Annotated in this window: 14 protein-coding genes; 10 read left to right on the top strand and 4 right to left on the bottom strand. The window is 69.5% G+C overall.

Annotation, left to right across the window (positions count from 1 at the left end; all coding sequences use genetic code 11):
• Positions 1-47 precede the first annotated feature (47 nt).
• Entirely contained in the window at positions 48-809 is a 762-nt protein-coding gene (locus IH68_RS0135465) for a helix-turn-helix domain-containing protein (RefSeq protein ID WP_030943487.1), read from the bottom strand.
• A 246-nt stretch (positions 810-1,055) separates the two neighbouring features.
• On the opposite strand from IH68_RS0135465, the gene IH68_RS0135460 reads away from it, so the two are divergent.
• The 3 genes from IH68_RS0135460 to IH68_RS0135450 are packed head-to-tail and all read left to right on the top strand — an operon-like array spanning position 1,056 to position 3,499.
• Positions 1,056-1,724, top strand: a complete 669-nt coding sequence (locus IH68_RS0135460) for a DUF4097 family beta strand repeat-containing protein (protein ID WP_030943484.1) — start codon at positions 1,056-1,058, stop codon at positions 1,722-1,724.
• A 30-nt stretch (positions 1,725-1,754) separates the two neighbouring features.
• Complete coding sequence (locus tag IH68_RS0135455; protein ID WP_030943482.1) at positions 1,755-2,714, top strand: ATP-binding cassette domain-containing protein; 960 nt, start codon at positions 1,755-1,757, stop codon at positions 2,712-2,714.
• Positions 2,711-3,499: an ABC transporter permease gene (locus IH68_RS0135450; protein ID WP_030943480.1), complete on the top strand. Its 789-nt coding sequence runs from the start codon at positions 2,711-2,713 to the stop codon at positions 3,497-3,499. Before IH68_RS0135455 ends, IH68_RS0135450 begins: the two co-directional genes overlap by 4 nt.
• Positions 3,500-3,594: 95 nt before the next feature.
• Here the strand turns inward: IH68_RS0135450 and IH68_RS0135445 are convergent, their stop codons facing one another.
• Positions 3,595-4,578, bottom strand: coding sequence for a LysR family transcriptional regulator (locus tag IH68_RS0135445; protein ID WP_030943478.1), 984 nt, complete (start codon positions 4,576-4,578; stop codon positions 3,595-3,597).
• 96 nt (positions 4,579-4,674) lie between these two features.
• Here IH68_RS0135445 and IH68_RS0135440 point away from each other — a divergent pair, with 96 nt between their 5' ends.
• The 7 genes from IH68_RS0135440 to IH68_RS0135410 all read left to right on the top strand — a co-directional run bounded on the left by IH68_RS0135440 (position 4,675) and on the right by IH68_RS0135410 (position 15,530).
• The gene (locus IH68_RS0135440) at positions 4,675-5,940 is read left to right on the top strand and encodes an MFS transporter (protein WP_030943477.1); all 1,266 of its coding nucleotides are present in this window, start codon (positions 4,675-4,677) and stop codon (positions 5,938-5,940) included.
• A gap of 268 nt (positions 5,941-6,208) precedes the next feature.
• Positions 6,209-7,504 carry an ABC transporter substrate-binding protein gene (locus IH68_RS0135435; protein ID WP_051833893.1) on the top strand — a complete coding sequence of 432 codons (1,296 nt, stop codon included), beginning with the start codon at positions 6,209-6,211 and terminating at the stop codon, positions 7,502-7,504.
• On the top strand, positions 7,501-8,460 hold the full coding sequence (locus IH68_RS0135430; protein WP_030943471.1) for a carbohydrate ABC transporter permease: 960 nt from the start codon (positions 7,501-7,503) through the stop codon (positions 8,458-8,460). Before IH68_RS0135435 ends, IH68_RS0135430 begins: the two co-directional genes overlap by 4 nt.
• Positions 8,457-9,281: a carbohydrate ABC transporter permease gene (locus IH68_RS0135425; protein WP_030943466.1), complete on the top strand. Its 825-nt coding sequence runs from the start codon at positions 8,457-8,459 to the stop codon at positions 9,279-9,281. The genes IH68_RS0135430 and IH68_RS0135425 overlap by 4 nt, the downstream gene beginning before the upstream one ends.
• Positions 9,282-9,292: 11 nt before the next feature.
• The gene (gene yicI / locus IH68_RS0135420) at positions 9,293-11,575 is read left to right on the top strand and encodes an alpha-xylosidase (protein WP_030943463.1); all 2,283 of its coding nucleotides are present in this window, start codon (positions 9,293-9,295) and stop codon (positions 11,573-11,575) included.
• Positions 11,575-12,582 (top strand): LacI family DNA-binding transcriptional regulator, encoded by a 1,008-nt coding sequence (locus IH68_RS0135415; RefSeq protein ID WP_030943459.1) that lies wholly within the window; start codon positions 11,575-11,577, stop codon positions 12,580-12,582. The genes yicI and IH68_RS0135415 overlap by 1 nt, the downstream gene beginning before the upstream one ends.
• Before the next feature lie 41 nt (positions 12,583-12,623).
• A complete protein-coding gene (locus IH68_RS0135410; protein ID WP_030943456.1) occupies positions 12,624-15,530 on the top strand; it encodes a glycoside hydrolase family 3 protein in 2,907 nt (968 codons plus the stop codon).
• Here the strand turns inward: IH68_RS0135410 and IH68_RS0135405 are convergent.
• Positions 15,517-16,503 carry an alpha/beta hydrolase family esterase gene (locus IH68_RS0135405; protein ID WP_030943454.1) on the bottom strand — a complete coding sequence of 329 codons (987 nt, stop codon included), beginning with the start codon at positions 16,501-16,503 and terminating at the stop codon, positions 15,517-15,519. The two genes, IH68_RS0135410 and IH68_RS0135405, sit on opposite strands and share 14 nt — an antisense overlap.
• A 90-nt stretch (positions 16,504-16,593) precedes the next feature.
• Complete coding sequence (locus IH68_RS0135400; RefSeq protein ID WP_030943452.1) at positions 16,594-17,067, bottom strand: hypothetical protein; 474 nt, start codon at positions 17,065-17,067, stop codon at positions 16,594-16,596.
• Positions 17,068-17,110: the final 43 nt, after the last annotated feature.

Here is a 17,110-nt window from a genome sequence, read left to right as displayed (position 1 = left end):
GGAGTCTCGACTGTCGGTTCAGCGTACTGAGGGGCAATGACGGCGCCTCACCTCAATGAGTGATCCGAATGCGACTCCGCCGTGCCCTCCGCGATCGCCCCGGGTTTCGTATGGAGGATCGCGCGGGCCTGGTCCGCCGCGCGGACGAGGCTCTCGGAGACGAAGTCGAGGAAGCGGGCCATGTTCTCCAGGCGGGTGGCGGCCGGGGTGCCGGATCCGAGGACGGGGACGCCCTGCCGTGCGGTGTCGGCGACCTGGGCGGTGCCGCGGGCGCTGGCCATCATCGCTTCGTACATGATGTCGTCGTCGATGACGTAGCGCTCACGGCGGCGGGTGTCGCGTTCCCGGCGGATCATTTCCTGGCCCTCGAGGAACGCGACGGCCTTGGAGATGGACGCCGGGCTGACCTGGAGTCGCTGGACCAGTTCGGATGCGGTGAGGCTGCCCGCGTCGCTGATGGTGAGACAGGCCATCACTCGCGCGGCCATCGTGGGCGTGCCCGACTGTATGAAGACGGTGGTGAGCGTCTCCTCGTACTCGCGTACGGCCTCGGCGTCACGTCCGTGGGACTGCGGCAGCGCCTCCGGCCCCCGGGGCGCGGTCTGCCTGCGGCGGTGGGCGCGGCGTTCGGTGGCGCGGTGGGCGATCTCGGCGCGGTAGGCGGTGGGGCCGCCGTTGCGCATGACCTCGCGCGTGATCGTCGAGGTCGGGCGGTCGAGGCTTCGGGCGATCTCGGCGTACGCGAGTCCGTCGGCCAGTCCCAGCGCGATCTGCTGGCGGTCCTGCTGGGTGAGTCTGCCTCCCGGCATCACGATCTCCTTCGTACGCCCTTCTCCGGCGCCTCCACCCTAGCGTTCACTCCCAGTCCATTGCAACGAGCCACGCTCAGTCATTGCGTTAGATTCTGGATCGTTGCAACGATTTATCGCCTGCCACCTGCACTTTTAGCGATTCCACGCAATGAGCATGTTGCTGGATCCTTGAATGCAACGTAGCTTTCCATCATCAGAAACAGCGGGCCGACAGAGCGCCCACTGTAGAAGAAGGAGAGCACCATGCAGAAGTTCGACACCCCCGCCGCTGTCGTCGCCGTCCTCGACATCCCCGCCGGACGCATCCAGCTCATCGCCGCCGACCGCGCCGACACCACGGTCGAGGTGCTGCCCGCGAACGCCGCCAAGAGCCGCGACGTGAAGGCGGCCGAGGAGATCGAGGTCGCATACGGCGACGACGGTGTCCTGCGGATCGAGGCCCCGGCGGCGAAGAACCGGATCCTCGGCAACTCCGGATCCGTCGAGGTCACCGTCCAGCTGCCCGCCGGCTCCCGCATCGAGGGGAAGTCCGCCGCCGCCGAGCTCCGGGGCGTCGGACGGCTCGGCGACGTCGTCTTCGAGGGCGCCTACCGCCGGATCAAGATCGACGAGGCGGCCTCCGTGCACCTCACCGCGGTCGACGGCGACGTCGAGATCGGCCGCCTGGGCGGCTCCTCCGAGATCAGCACCGCACGGGGCGCCATCCGGATCGGCGAGGCCGTGCGCGGCACCCTCGTGCTGCGCACCGAGTCCGGGGACATCTCGGTCGGCGCCGCCACCGGCGTCTCCGCCGCCCTGGACGCCGGCACCGGCCACGGCCGCGTCAGCAACTCCCTCAAGAACGACGGCACCGCCGAACTCGACATCCGCGCCACCACCAACCACGGCGACATCACCGCCCGCAGCCTGTAAATCGCAGCCACTCAATAGGGGGCATCTCTCATGACCGACCTGGCCATCGCGGCGCACGGTCTGCGCAAGTCGTACGGCGACAAGACCGTCCTCGACGGCATCGACCTGGCCGTCGCGGAAGGCACGATCTTCTCCCTGCTCGGCCCGAACGGCGCCGGCAAGACCACCGCCGTCAAGATCCTCTCCACCCTTATCAGCGCCGACGCCGGTGACCTGCACGTCGGCGGCCACAGCCTCGCCGGCGACGCGCAGGCCGTGCGCGCCGCGATCGGCGTCACCGGGCAGTTCTCCGCCGTCGACAACCTGATCACCGGAGAGGAGAACATGCTGCTCATGGCGGACCTGCACCACCTCTCCCGGCACGAGGGGCGGCAGGTCACCGCCGAACTGCTGGAGCGCTTCGACCTCACCGAGGCCGCGAAGAAGCCCGCCTCCACCTACTCCGGCGGCATGAAGCGCCGCCTCGACATCGCCATGACCCTGGTCGGCGGTCCGCGGATCATCTTCCTCGACGAGCCGACCACCGGGCTCGACCCGCGCTCGCGGCACACCATGTGGCAGATCATCCGCGACCTCGTCACAGGCGACGGCGTGACCGTCTTCCTCACCACCCAGTACCTGGACGAGGCCGACGAGCTCGCCGACCGTATCGCCGTCCTCCACGACGGCAGGATCGCCGCCGAAGGCACCGCCGAGCAGCTCAAGCGGATCGTCCCTGGAGGTCATGTCCGGCTCCGCTTCACCGACCCCGCCGCGTACCAGAGCGCCGCCTCCGCCCTGGGCGAGGCGGCCCGGGACGACGAATCCCTCTCCCTGCAGATCCCCAGCGACGGCAGCCAGCGCGAACTGCGCTCCATCCTCGACTGGCTTGACTCGGCCGGCGTCGAGGCCGAGGAGCTGACCGTGCACACCCCCGACCTCGACGACGTCTTCTTCGCCCTGACCAGCAACAGCAACGTTCCCAACCAGCCCAAGGAGACTGCCCGATGAGCCCGCTCTCCCTCGCCGTGCGCGATTCCTCCACGATGCTGCGCCGCAATCTGCTGCACGCCCGCCGCTATCCGTCGCTCACCCTGAACCTGCTGCTCACCCCGGTCATGCTGCTGCTGCTCTTCGTCTACATCTTCGGAGACGCGATGAGCGCGGGCCTCGGCGGCGGCGCAGACCGCTCCGACTACATCGCCTACCTGGTGCCGGGCCTGCTGCTGATGACCATCGGCTCCACCACGATCGGCACCGCCGTGTCCGTCTCCACGGACATGACCGAGGGCATCATCGCCCGTTTCCGCACCATGGCCATCCACCGCGGGGCGGTGCTCATCGGGCACGTCATCGGCAGCGTTCTGCAGTGCGTGATGAGCGTGGTCCTGGTCGGCGCGGTCGCCGTGGCCATCGGCTTCCGCTCCACCGATGCCACCGTCCTGGAGTGGGTCGCCGCATTCGGCCTTGTCACGCTGTTCGCCCTGGCGCTCACCTGGATCGCGGTCGGGATGGGCCTGGTCAGCCCGAGCGCCGAGGCCGCCAGCAACAACGCGATGCCGCTGATCTTCCTCCCGCTCATCTCCAGCACCTTCGTCCCCCTGCACAGCATGCCGGGCTGGTTCCAGCCGATCGCCGAGTACCAGCCCTTCACGCCCGCCATCGAGACCCTGCGTGGGCTCCTCCTCGGCACCCCGATCGGCCACAACGGCTGGCTCGCCATCGCCTGGTGCGTCGGCCTCGCGGTCCTCGGCTACTTCTGGTCGGCGTCGAAGTTCAACAGCGACCCGAAGTAGGCGCCGTGGCTGCGCGGGTCACCCCCGCAACCCGTCCCACCTCAGGGCGGCGTACACCGGCAACCGTCGGAGTACGCCGCCCTGTTCGCGTCCCGTCAGCCCTTCCGCCGATCCCCGGCGGGCATGACATCCGAATCGATGACTGGAACCCACCCATCGGTAGGCACCTTCAGCCACGCCTCCTCCGCCGACAGCTCGGCCGCCGCCCGTCGAAGCGCGTCGAATCCGGGGTGCACCAGCCCCTTCCGCCACACAAGCGACACTGGCGACAAGGGCACAGGATCGACCAGGGGCCGCAGTACCGTCCGAGGCATGGCCGGAAAATCCACCACGGCGAGAATCGGCTGGCGCATCTTGGCCATGATCCGCTCGAACTCCTCCTCACCGACGGCCAGCGGAACGGGCGGCGCGATCTCGATGCCCCGCCCGTCGAACAGCCGGCGGGCCAGATCCGTCCACTCCGGCGTACGGGGATTCCCGGCCCCCGCGTACACCGTCTCCCCCGCCAGCGCGGCGAGCGGCACCGCGTCCAGCGCCGCCAGCCGGTGGTCCTCGGGCAGCACGACCGCCATCGGCTCGTAGCGCACGGGCTGGTGCTCCAGCCGGGCCCGCAGCACCGGGTCCAGGCCTGCGAACCGGCCGAACGACGTGTCCAGCCGCCCGGCGAGCAGCTCTTCCGCCGCGCCGGTCAGCCCGCTCTCGTAACGCGCCATCAGCTCGTGGTCGGGGGCGAGTTCGCGGGCCCGGTGCAGGACGCGGCGCGCGGTGGCCGCGCCCCGGTAGTTGAGGTCGACCAGCAGGGGCCTGGCCTGCCCGAACGCGGCCAGCAGCTCGTCCTGCGCCCGAAGCACCCGGCGGGCGTACGGCAGCAGCCGCTCACCGTCGGCCGTGAGCGTCACCTGCCGGGTGCTGCGCACGAACAGCTCGGCCCCCAACTCCCGCTCCAGCCGCCGCACATCCCGGCTGAGCGCCTGCTGGGCGACGTAGAGCCGGGCGGCGGCACGCGTGAAGTGCAGTTCCTCGGCGACGGCGAGGAAGGCACGCAGGAGGCGGGGGTCGAGATGGCTGGGCGCGGGCATCCGGTGAACCTACAACAGGACTGACAACACAGGTGCGTGAATCGGCGCAGAGAAGGTGTTGGACCCCTTTATCACCCACGGGCGACCGTAGTGCCCATGCCGCAGCCGACTCCCCGCAAAGCCCCGCTGTTCACCGTCACCGCCGACACCCTCGTCGCCGTCGACTTCAACCCCCGTACCGGCAACCGCCCGCCCGGTCCCTACCGCCGCCTCTTCGCCACCCCAGGCGCCCGCGCCTTCACCCTCGGGAACCTGCTGGCCCGGCTCCCCATGGGCATGTTCAGCGTGAGCGCGGTCGTGATGATCGCCGGTGCGCGCGGCTCGTACGCCCTCGCCGGTGCCGTCACCGCGACCGGCCTCGCGACGACGGCCGTGGTCGCCCCGTGGACCGCGCGGCTCGTCGACCGGTACGGCCAGGCCCGGATCGCCGTCCCCGCCACGGTGATCGCGGCACTCGGCTCCCTCGCCCTCCTGCTCTGCGTGCAGTTCGACGCCCCCGCCTGGACCCTCTTCGCCTCCTACGCCGCCACCGCGACGACCCCGAACACCGGCGGCATGTCCCGCGCCCGCTGGGCTCACCTGCTGAAGGGCGACGAGGGCACGCTGCACACCGCGAACTCCTTCGAACAGGCCGCCGACGAGCTCTGCTTCATGCTGGGCCCGGTGCTCGCGGCCTTCTTGTGCGGGACGTTCTTCCCGGAGGCGGGCACGCTGGTCGGGGCGGTGCTGCTGCTGACCGGCATGCTGCTGTTCGCCGCGCAGCGCTCGACCGAGCCGCCGGTGCAGAGGCAAGTTCCCGCCAGGTCCCCGTTCCGCGCGCCCGGAATGCCCCCGCTGCTCGCCGTCTGCCTGGCCATGGGCGCGGTGTTCGGCTCCATGGAGGTCGTCACGATCGCGTTCGCGGACGCACAGGGGCACCGGTCGGCGGCAGGCGTCGTGCTCGCGTTGCAGGCGGCCGGTTCGTGCGGCGCGGGGCTGCTCTACGGAGCCGTCAAACCGAGCGGTCCCGCGGACGCCCGCCTGCCCTGGTGCCTCGCTGCAATGACGACCCTGATGACCCTCCCCCTCCTCGCCGCCTCCCTCACCGGCTCGCTCCTGCTCCTGGCGGCCGCCCTGCTGGTCACAGGCATGGCGACCGCCCCGACCATGGTCACCACCATGACGCTGGTGCAGCAGCGCACCCCCGAGGGCCGCCTCAACGAGGGCATGACCCTCGCGGTGACGGGCCTGCTCGGCGGAATCGCCTGCGGCTCCGCCACGGGCGGCTGGCTGGTGGACCACGTGTCGCCGACGGCCGGATTCGGGGTACCGGTGACGGCAGCGGCCATAGCACTGATGATTGCGCTGGCACACCGCCCCTAAGCGGTTCGGCCGAAGTCTGCTGCGGCTCAGCCGCGCCCCAAGGGGCGCGGGGAACTGCGCGACACGCCACGACGAACCCGCAGGCGACGTACGGCCAATCACGGCCCGACCCGCGGAGCGAATTCGCGCCCCACCCATTGACGCACCCCCCGCCCCCACATACCTTCACCCGTCGAAGCGCTTCGACGCCACGCATCGAATCGATTCGATGAATCGATCACCGGTGCGTGACGCCCCGATACCCATCCGGCTCTCCTGGAGGCACGGGATGTTGACGGCACGAAGGCGTGTGATGACGGTCACGGCCGCGCTCCTCGGCGGATCGCTGCTGGTGACGGCATGCGGCGGCTCGGACAGCGGGTCCTCCGACGCCAAGACGCTCAAGCTCTGGCACTACGAGGGCCCCGACAGCGCGATGGGCGTGGCCTGGAACGAGGCGATCAAGGAGTTCGAGGCGAAGCACCCGGGCGTCAAGGTGAAATTCGAGGAGAAGGGCTTCGAACAGATCCAGAAGACGGCGCCCATGATCCTGAACTCCTCGGACGTGCCCGACATCATGGAGTACAACAAGGGCAACGCGACCGCGGGCGCCCTCGCGAAACAGGGCCTGCTGACCGATATCACCGCCGAGGCCACCAAGCGCGGCTGGGACAAGAAACTCAGCGCGGGCGTTCGCACGACCAGCATGTACGACACCAACGGCGTCATGGGCTCCGGCAAGTGGTACGGCGTCCCGAACTACGCCGAGTACACGATGGCCTTCTACAACAAGGACCTCTTCAAGAAGTACGGGATCGCCGAGCCGAAGACGTTCGACGAACTGACCGCCGCCATGGACAAGTTCGTCGCCAAGGGCGTCACCCCGCTCGCCAACGCGGGCGCCGAGTACATGGCCCAGCAGTACCTCTACCAGCTGGCCCTCTCCAAGGCCGACCGCTCCTGGGTCGACAAGTACGAGCTGTACAAGGGCAAGACCGACTTCCATGACGCGGCCTGGACCTACGCGGCGAACACCTTCGCCGACTGGGTGAAGAAGGGCTACATCAGCAAGAAGTCCACCAGCACCAAGGCCGAGGACGCGGGCGTCTCCTGGATCCAGGGCAAGGCGCCGATCCTGTTCTCCGGCAGCTGGTGGTACGGCCGCTTCCAGCAGGAGGCCAAGTTCGACTGGGACAGCACCCTGTGGCCCGGCTCGAACCTGACCCTGGGCTCCGGCGGCAACATCTGGGTGGTCCCCAAGAACGCCAAGAACAAGGACCTCGCCTACGACTTCATCGACATCACCATGTCGAAGAAGATCCAGAACCTGCTCGGCAACAAGGGCGGCATCCCGGTCGCGGCCGACACCTCCGCCATCACCGACCCCAGGTCCAAGCAGCTCATCGCCAACTTCAACACCCTCAGTGGGCGGGACGGCCTGGCCTTCTACCCGGACTGGCCGGTGAACGGCTTCTACGACGTCCTCGTCTCCGAGACGCAGAAGCTGATGACGGGCAGCGAGAAACCGGACGCCTACCTCAGCGCTCTGCAGCAGGCGTACGACAAGGGCGCGCCGACGAAATGACGGTCACCGTCGAACGGGGTGCGCGGGCCGCCGCCAAGTATCAGCACACCGGCCCGCGCCGCCCCCGTACCCGCGACTCGTACGCCCTGTTCCTGCTCCCGGGCATCCTGGCCTTCACGGCGATCATCGTCGTCCCGTTCCTGATGAACACGGGCGTGAGCTTCACGGAGTGGCAGGGCATCGGCAGCCCCAAGTGGACCGGGCTCGCCAACTACCGCGAGCTGATGGACGACTCGGAGTTCTGGGCGTCGTTCCGGCACAGCCTGTTCATGGTCGTCGCCATGGCCGCCGTACCGACGGTGATCGGCCTCGTCCTGGCGGCCGCGCTGTTCGACTACATCGGCAAGCACTTCGGATCCCGGTGGGCCGCGGTGCTCCGCGCCTGCTTCTACCTCCCGCAGGTGCTGCCGATCGCGGTCGCCGGCATCGTCTGGAGCTGGATCCTCGCCCCCGACAACGGCTCCCTGAACGAGCTGCTGAAGGCAGTGGGGCTGGGCTCCTGGCAGCAGGACTGGCTCGGTGACCCCGACATCGCGCTGTACAGCGTGATGGGCGTGATGGTCTGGGTGCAGATCGGCTTCCCGCTGGTGGTGTTCATGGCGGGCCTGCAGCGAGTCGACCCGCAGCTGTACGAGGCCGCCGAACTGGACGGCGCGGGCTGGTGGCGCCGCTTCTGGCACATCACGCTGCCGCAGATCCGGCCGGAGATCTACGTCGTCCTGACCTGGTGCACGATCGCCGCGCTCAAGGTGTTCGGAGCGGTGTACGTGCTGACCAAGGGCGGCCCGGGTGGCGCTACCGACGTGCCGTCCTACTTCTCCTTCTCCACCTTCTTCGAGAAGACCCAGGTCGGCTACGGCGCCGCGATCTCCACGGTCCTCACGGTGATCATCCTGGCGCTCTCCCTCGTCCTCCTGAAGCTCCAGACCCGCGACGAGGAAGGGGACCGCACATGACGACTGCCCTGCGCCGCTACCCGGTGCTGATCGCCCTGTGCATCGCGGCCCTGTTCATGGTGGTCCCGTTCCTGATCGTCGCCCTCAACGCGTTCAAGTCGCCGGCCGAGTACTCCCAGCACGGCCCGCTCAGCCTCCCCGAGGGCCTCTATCTGGACGGCCTCAAGAGCTTCTGGGAACGCGTCGACTTCGGCCAGAAGCTGGTCAACTCGGTGCTGATCAGCGGCTCGGTGGCCGTGCTCGCGGTGATCCTCTCCGTCCTCAACGCGTACGCCATCGGGATCGGCCGGATCAAGGGCCGCACCTGGGTGCTGGCCTTCTTCGTCCTCGCCAACATGCTGCCGCAGGAGGCGCTGGTCTACCCGATCTACTACCTGAGCAAGCAGGCCGGTCTCTACGACACCAGGCTGAGCGTGATCATCGTCTTCACGGTGATCCAGGCGGCCTTCGGCACCTATCTGCTCTCGTCGGTCCTGGGCCAGTTCCCCCGAGAGATCATCGAGGCGGCCCGTATCGACGGTGCGAACAAGTGGCAGGTGCTGTGGCGGATCGTCGTCCCGGTCAGCCGGCCGACCATCGGCGTGCTTCTGGTCTTCTTCTTCATCTGGACCTGGAACGAGTTCCTGCTCCCCCTGGTCATGCTGATCTCCAACGACAACCAGACGGTGTCGGTGGCCCTCGGCGTCCTCCAGGGCCAGCGCCTGATGGACGCCACGATGACCAATGCGGCGGCCCTGCTCGGCGTCCTCCCGGCGATCGTGTTCTTCCTCGTCTTCCAACGGACCCTCACCCGCGGCATCGCCGTCGGTGCTGTGAAGTAAGGAACCCCCACGTGAAGTTCACCGATGGTTACTGGCTGCTGCGCGAGGGCGTCACCGCGGCCCACCCCGTCGAGGTCCTCGACGTCACCGCCACGGACGGCACGCTGGAGATCCATGCGCCGACCCAACCGATCCGCCACCGCGGCGACCTGCTGAAGGGACCGGTCGTGACGATCAGCGCGCACACCCCGATGCCCGACGTCATCGGCCTCACCTTCACCCACTTCGAGGGCGAGCAGCAGCGCGGCCCCGAATTCGACCTGGGTGAAGAGGTCCGGGGGTCTGGGGGATGTCCCCCAGAAAAGCACAGCACGCCCCAGGTCGGATACGACGACGAACACGCGACCCTCACCTCCGGCGCCCTGTCGGTCCGGGTGGCCCGCACCGGCTCCTGGCACGTCGACTTCCTCGCGGACGGCCGCATCCTCACCTCCAGCGGCCCCAAGGGCATGGGCATCATGCGGAACGCGGAGGGGAGGCACTACCTGCGGGAGCAGCTGGGCCTCGGGGTCGGCCACTGCGTCTACGGCCTCGGCGAGCGCTTCGGCCCGCTGGTGAAGAACGGCCAGGTCGTCGACATCTGGAACGCCGACGGCGGCACGGCCACCGAACAGGCCTACAAGAACGTCCCGTTCTATCTGACGGACGCGGGCTACGGCGTCTTCGTCGACCACCCGGGCAAGGTGTCCTTCGAGGTCGGCTCGGAGGCGGTGTCCCGGGTCCAGTTCAGCGCGGAGACCCAGGAGTTGACGTACTACGTCATCTACGGGCCCAGCCCCAAGGACATCCTCCGCAAGTACACGGCCCTCACCGGCCGCCCGGCCCTGCCGCCCGCCTGGTCGTTCGGCCTGTGGCTGTCGACGTCCTTCACGACCTCGTACGACGAGGAGACGGTGACGTCCTTCATCGAGGGCATGCGGGAGCGTGAACTCCCGCTCTCCGTCTTCCACTTCGACTGCTTCTGGATGCGCGAGTTCAACTGGTGCGACTTCCAGTGGGACCCGCGGGTCTTCCCCGACCCGGAGGGCATGCTCGCCCGGCTCAAGGCGCGCGGCCTGCACGTCAGCGTCTGGATCAACCCGTACATCGCCCAGCGCTCGCCCCTGTTCGCGGAGGGCAAGGCGCTCGGTCATCTGCTGAAGCGGCCCGACGGCAGCGTCTGGCAGTGGGACATGTGGCAGCCGGGCATGGCGCTGGTCGACTTCACCAGCCCGGCCGCCCGCGACTGGTACGCCTCGAAGCTGGAGGCACTGCTCGCGCAGGGCGTCGACTGCTTCAAGACCGACTTCGGCGAGCGGGTGCCCCTCGACGTGGCGTGGTCCGACGGCTCCGACCCGGAGCGGATGCACAACTACTACACGTACCTCTACAACCGCACCGTCTTCGACGTGCTGCGCAAGCACCGCGGCGAGGGCGAGGCCGTGCTCTTCGCACGCTCGGCGACGACCGGGAGCCAGAAGTTCCCGGTGCACTGGGGCGGCGACTGCGAGGCGACATACGAGTCGATGGCGGAGTCGCTCAGGGGCGGGCTCTCCCTCGGTCTGTCCGGCTTCGGCTACTGGAGCCATGACATCGGCGGCTTCGAGGGCACCCCGACACCCGCCCTGTTCAAGCGGTGGCTGGCCTTCGGACTGCTGTCCTCCCACAGCCGGCTGCACGGCAGCTCCTCCTACCGCGTGCCCTGGCTGTTCGACGAGGAATCCGTTGACGTGCTGCGGCAGTTCACCCGTCTGAAGCTGAGCCTCATGCCCTACCTCTACGAGGCCGCACGCACCGCCCACACCCAGGGCGTGCCGATGATGCGGGCGATGGTGCTGGAGTTCCCGGACGATCCGGGGTGCGCGCATCTGGAGCGGCAGTACATGCTGGGGCCGGATCTGCTGGTCGCGCCGGTGTTCGACGACGAAGGGGAGGTGTCCTACTACGTGCCCGAGGGCACCTGGACGCACTTCCTGAGCGGGCAGACGGTGACCGGACCGCGCTGGGTGCGCGAGCGGCACGGCTTCCTGAGCGTGCCCCTGCTGGTACGACCGGGGACGGTGATCCCGGTGGGCGCAGTGGCCGACCGGCCCGACTACGACCATGCCGACGGGGTCACCCTGCGGGCCTACGGCCTGGAGCGGGGCGCACAGGTGACGGTGCCGGTGGGGGACGTGACCTTCACCGTCGTACGCGAAGGGGACACGCTGCGGGCCTCGTGCAGTGAGCCGGTGGTGGAGTGGAGTCTGGCGGCCGGGGAGCGGACGGCGCAGGCGCGGGCGGGTACCGGATTCCTCTCCCTGGAGCTGGGCTGATGGTGAAGATCACCGATGTGGCGCGGCACGCCGGGGTCTCCCCCAGCACCGTCTCCTACGCGCTCAGCGGCAAGCGCCCGATCTCCGAGGAGACCCGGCAGCGGGTCGAGGAGGCCATCCGCGAGCTGGGCTACCGGCCGCACGCGGGCGCCCGCGCCCTGGCCAGCAGCAGGTCGAACGTCCTGGCACTCGTGATCCCCTTACGGGCCGGCATCCATGTCCCGGTGGTGATGCAGTTCGCGGTGTCGGTGGTGACGACGGCCCGCAAGCACGACCACGACGTGCTGCTGCTGACGCAGGAGGAGGGCGAGGACGGGCTGCGGCGGGTGGCGGACACGGCGCTGGTGGACGCGCTGATCGTGATGGACGTCCAGCTCCGTGAGCCCAGGCTGCCGTTGCTGCGCTCGCTGGAACGGCCGTCCGTGCTGATCGGTTTCCCGGCCGACTCCGAGGGCTTGACCTGCATCGACCTCGACTTCAAGGCGGCCGGTGAGGCATGCGTGGAGCATCTGGCGCGGCTCGGGCACCGGGTGGTGGCGCTGGTCGGGTCGCCGCCGGAGGTGTACGTACGGCAGACCGCGTTCGCCCAGCGGGTGGTGCAGGGCTTCACGGCCGCCGCCGACCGCAGCGGGCTGTCCTCCTCCGTGCACCCCTGCGAGGCCTCGCCCGCGGCCGCCCGTCTGGTGGCCGAACAACTCCTGCGCGAACACCCGGCGTTGACGGGAGTGGTCGTCCACAACGAGCCGCTCCTCGAACCGCTCATCGAGGCCTTCGAGCAGCTCGGCCTGCGCGTCCCAGGCGACCTCTCCGTCACCGCCATCTGCCCCGACGAACTCGCCGAGTCCGTCCGCGTACCGGTCACCTCCGTCGCCCTGCCGTCCGCCGAGGTGGGCGAGCGGGCGGTGGAGCTCCTGATGAAGAAGCTGGGCGGCAACGCCGTACCCGAGGCGACGCTGCTGCCGCCGCGGCTGACGGAGCGGGCGAGCACCGCGCCGCGCAACGCCTGACCAACCCCTTTGTGCAAGGCCCTACTCGAAGGAGCCGTGTCATGAAAGGCAAGCGCAGAAAGCAGAGAACCACCCTGCTGGCGGCCCTGACCCTGATCGCGGGTCTGGGCGCCACCGTCCCCGCCCACGCCGACGACCCCGCCTACCCCTTCCGCGACCCGAGTCTCCCGGTGGACGCCCGCGTCTTCGACCTCCTCTCCCGCCTCACCCTCGACGAGAAGATCTCCCTCCTCCACCAGTACGAGCCCGCCATCCCCCGCCTCGGCATCCAGTCCTTCCGCACCGGCACCGAGGCCCTGCACGGCGTGGCCTGGCTCGGCAAGGCGACCGTGTTTCCGCAGGCCGTCGGCCTTGCCTCCACCTGGGACCCGGCCCTGCTCCGCCAGGTCGGCTCGGCGGTCGGCGACGAGGCACGCGGCTTCCAGCAGCAGCGCCCGGCCGGCTGGGGCCTGAACCTGTGGGCACCCGTGGTCAACCTGCTGCGCGACCCGCGCTGGGGCCGCAACGAGGAGGGCTACTCCGAGGACCCGTATCTGACCGGCGCGATCTCCACGGCGTACGGCACGGGCCTGACGGGAGGCGACCCGGACCACCTCAAGACGGCCCCGACAGCGAAGCACTTCCTCGCCAACAACAACGAGGTGCACCGCGACACCACGAGCTCCGAACTGCGCCCGCGCGTACTGAAGGAGTACGACGAGCAGGCCTTCAGGCCCGCTATCGCAGCCGATGCGGCGACGGGCGTGATGACCTCGTACAACCTGGTCAACGGCCGCCCGAACACGGTGAATCCGGCCCTCGACGACACCGTCCGCAGCTGGACCTCGAAGGACCTGCTGAACGTCACGGACGCCGCGGCGCCCGGCAACCTGGTCGGCAGCCAGGCCTACTACGGCACCCAGACCGAGGCCGACGCGGCCGCGCTCAAGGCGGGCGTCGACAGCTTCACCGACAACGACACGAACTCCGGCCCGACGACCACAGCGGTCAAGTCGGCGCTGTCCACAGGCCTGTTGAAGGAGTCGGACGTCGACAAGGCCGCGGGGCATGTGCTGAGCATCCGCGTCCGCCTCGGCGAGTTCGACCCCGGCGGCGGCAAGTACGGCTCCATCGACGCCTCCGTCATCGACAGCCCCGCCCACCGCGCCCTGGCACGCAAGGCGGCCACCGAGTCGGCGGTCCTGCTGAAGAACGACGGTGCGCTGCCGCTGAAGAAGACGGGCAGTGCCGCCGTCGTCGGCCCGCTCGCCGACACCCTCTACACCGACTGGTACTCCGGCACCCTCCCCTACGCCGTCACCCCGAAGGACGGCATCGAGTCGAAGCTCGGCGCCCCGGTCGCGAGCAGCGAGGGCGTGGACCGGATCGCGCTGAAGGACACGGCGACCGGCAAGTACGTGACGGCAGGCACGGGCGAGGGGGGCGCGCCCCTGAAGGAGACGGCGGATTCCGGTACAGGCGCACAGTTCGACGTCTTCGACTGGGGCTCCGGCATCGTGACCCTGCGCTCCGCGGCGAACGGCAAGTACGTCGGCTACAACTGGTCGAACTTCGTCAACGACCAGGCACAGCCGAACGGTTGGTTCGTGCAGCAGCAGTTCAAGCTGGAGCACCAGGACGACGGCACGTACCTGCTCCGCTACGCCGGCTACGAGACCTCCGAGTCCTGGTGGTCGAACCCGGTCTACCTGGGCCCGACCGGCACGGACGGCACCCTCGGCCTGGTCGCCAAGGACCAGGCGGCCCACTACACCAAGGACGTGGTCCGCAGCGGTGTCGACGAGGCGGTCGCCGCGGTCAAGGGCAAGGACCAGGCCGTCGTGGTGGTCGGCTCGGACCCCTCCATCAACGGCCGCGAGGCCCACGACCGCACTGACCTGGCCCTGGCACCGGCACAGGAGACCCTGGTCAAGGCGGTGCGGGCGGCCAACCCGCACACCGTCGTGATCGTCGAGAACAGCTACCCGACCACGCTGGGGTCGTTGCAGAAGGAGGTCCCCGCGCTGCTGTGGACCACCCACGCGGGCCAGGAGACCGGCAACGCCCTCGCCGACCTCCTCTACGGCGACGCGAACCCGTCGGGCCGCCTCACCCAGACCTGGTACCGGTCGGACTCGGACCTCCCGTCGATCCTCGACTACGACATCATCAAGTCGGACCGCACGTACCAGTACTTCAAGGGGCAGGCGCTCTATCCCTTCGGCTACGGCCTCTCGTACACCACGTTCGCGTACTCCGGGCTGCAGCGGGTGGGCGACGGCTACGAGGTGAAGGTCACCAACACCGGCAGCCGGGCGGGCGCGGAGGTCGTCCAGCTCTACACCCACCAGCGCGCCTCCCGCGACAAACAGCCGCTCAAGCAGCTCAAGGCCTTCCAGCGGGTGTCGCTGAATCCGGGTGAGACGAGGACGGTCCGGCTGAAGGTACGGCCGTCGGACCTGGCGCACTGGGACGTCACCTGCTCCAAGTGGGTGGTGGAGAGCGGCACTTACGACGTCCTGGTGGGCTCGACGTCCTCCGACATCCGTGCCCGGGCCGCCTGGCAGGTGAAGGGCGAGACCATCCCGCCGCGGAACCTGTCGAAGGTCACCCGCGCCGAGAACTTCGACGACTACTCCGCCGTCCACCTCGTCGACGAGTCCAAGGCGAGCGGTACGGCAGTGTCGGCGGCATCCGACGGGGCGTGGCTGAAGTTCGCGGACACCCAACTGGGCTCGGGCGTGGGCGAGTTCGGCGCACGAGTCGCCGGTACGTCGTCCGGCACGGTGGAGGTGCGCCTCGGCTCACCGACCGGCACCGTCGTCGGCACCGCGCACTTCGCGGGCACGTCGTCGCCGTACGACTACACGACGGTGACCGCGAAGCTGTCGGGCGCGGCGAAGGGCCGTGCGGACGTCTATCTGGTCCTGAGCAAGGGCGTACGCCTGTCGACGTTCACCCTGCGCTGAGGCCCCAGGCGAGCCCGAGCCGGTAGGCGGCGCACAGGTTCACATCGAGGAGATAGGCCCCGGCGGCACCGCACTGCGCGGTGCCGCTGCCGGGGTCGACAGGCTGCCCGTGCCCCATGCCGGTGATGCTGTACGTCTCGACGGCGGTGTTCCCTGCCGGGTCCCGGAAGATCTGGTGGGGATAACCGGCGACGGTGTCGCTGACGTCCGCGGTCTGGTCGGCGCCGTGCACATCGGTCCACTGCTTCATCAGGTCGGTCATGTTGACGGGCTTGACGGTGTAGTCGGCCGTTCCCTGGAAGACGGTGAGCGTGGGCCAGGGGCCGGTGTAGCCCGGCCGGGCGGCACGCACCCGGTCGCCCCACTGTTTCGCCGTCTGGGTGGCGCCGACGTACATGCACACATACGGCGATCCGGCGGCCTGCGCGCATCCGTACGGCAGCCCGGCGACGATGCCGCCGGCGGCGAACTTCTCCGGGTAGTCCGCCATCATCACGGCGGTCATGCCACCGCCGGCGGACAGCCCGGTGACGTACACGCGCGAGGCGTCGCCGCCGACGTCGGCGAGCTGCCGGTCCACCATCTGCGCGACGCTCGCGGCCTCGCCCTGCCCCCGTTCGATGTCCCCGCTCTGGAACCAGTCGAAGCAGGAGGAGGCATTGTTGGCCGCGGTCTGCTGCGGCAGCACCACGGAGAACCCCCACCGGTCGGCGAGCTGGAGCCAGCCGCTGCCGGTGCCGTAACCGGACGCGTCCTGCGTGCACCCGTGCAGGGCGACGACGACGGGGCGCCCGGCGGGCAGCCCGTCGGGGACGTAGCGGAACATGCGCAGGGCGCCGGGGTTGGATCCGAAGCCGGTGACTTCCTGGAGGGAGGCGGCGGATGCTCTGCCCGGGCTGAGGAAGGCGGCGATCAGAGCGACCAGGAGGGTCGCGAGGACGGTGATGTGACGTGCGGCTCTGGTCTGGGTCATGGGGACGGACCGTAGAAGCGTGAACGGTCCGTCGACATGTGGTGGGGCACCACATCGGGTGCCGTGGTTGTGGGACGCCGTGACGGGTCCTCAGGCCGGGACGCGGCTTCCGGCTCCGTCGGCGCGGCGCTCGCGCAGAAGGCCGCGGATGGATCGGATCCGCCAGGCGGTGAAGGCGAGCACGACGACGCCGGTGAGGGCGGGCCACTTCCAGCGGCCGGAGCTGTCCTGGGTCGCGGTGTCGGCCGAGGCTCCGGCGACACGGGCGGCGAGGGGCTTGTCGGGAGGGGACGTCATGATGCCGTCGATCCCGACGGCGGCGATCCGCACGCTGTGGTCGTCGGACTCGAACGACCCGTCACAGGACCATCCGTCCTCCCACAGGTCGCTCCACGCTCCGGTGGCGCGGTGGCAGCCGGTGACCTGGACGATCCCGGGCATGCCGGTGAGTTCGGCGTGCGCCTGGACGATGCCGTGGCCGGCGAGGAAGACACCGCCGATGAGCCCGATGACGGCGAGGCAGATCTCGCGGGGCAGCCTGGGCAGGAGACGGATCAGGAACATGCGTGGGTGGGTCCTTCGTCGGGTGGGATGAGGTCGTGCGGGT

The organism is Streptomyces sp. NRRL S-646 (genome assembly GCF_000720765.1).
Lineage (GTDB): Bacteria > Actinomycetota > Actinomycetes > Streptomycetales > Streptomycetaceae > Streptomyces.
The sequence above is the reverse complement of the archived record's forward strand: the minus strand, read 5'-3'. Positions and strand labels throughout refer to the sequence as shown.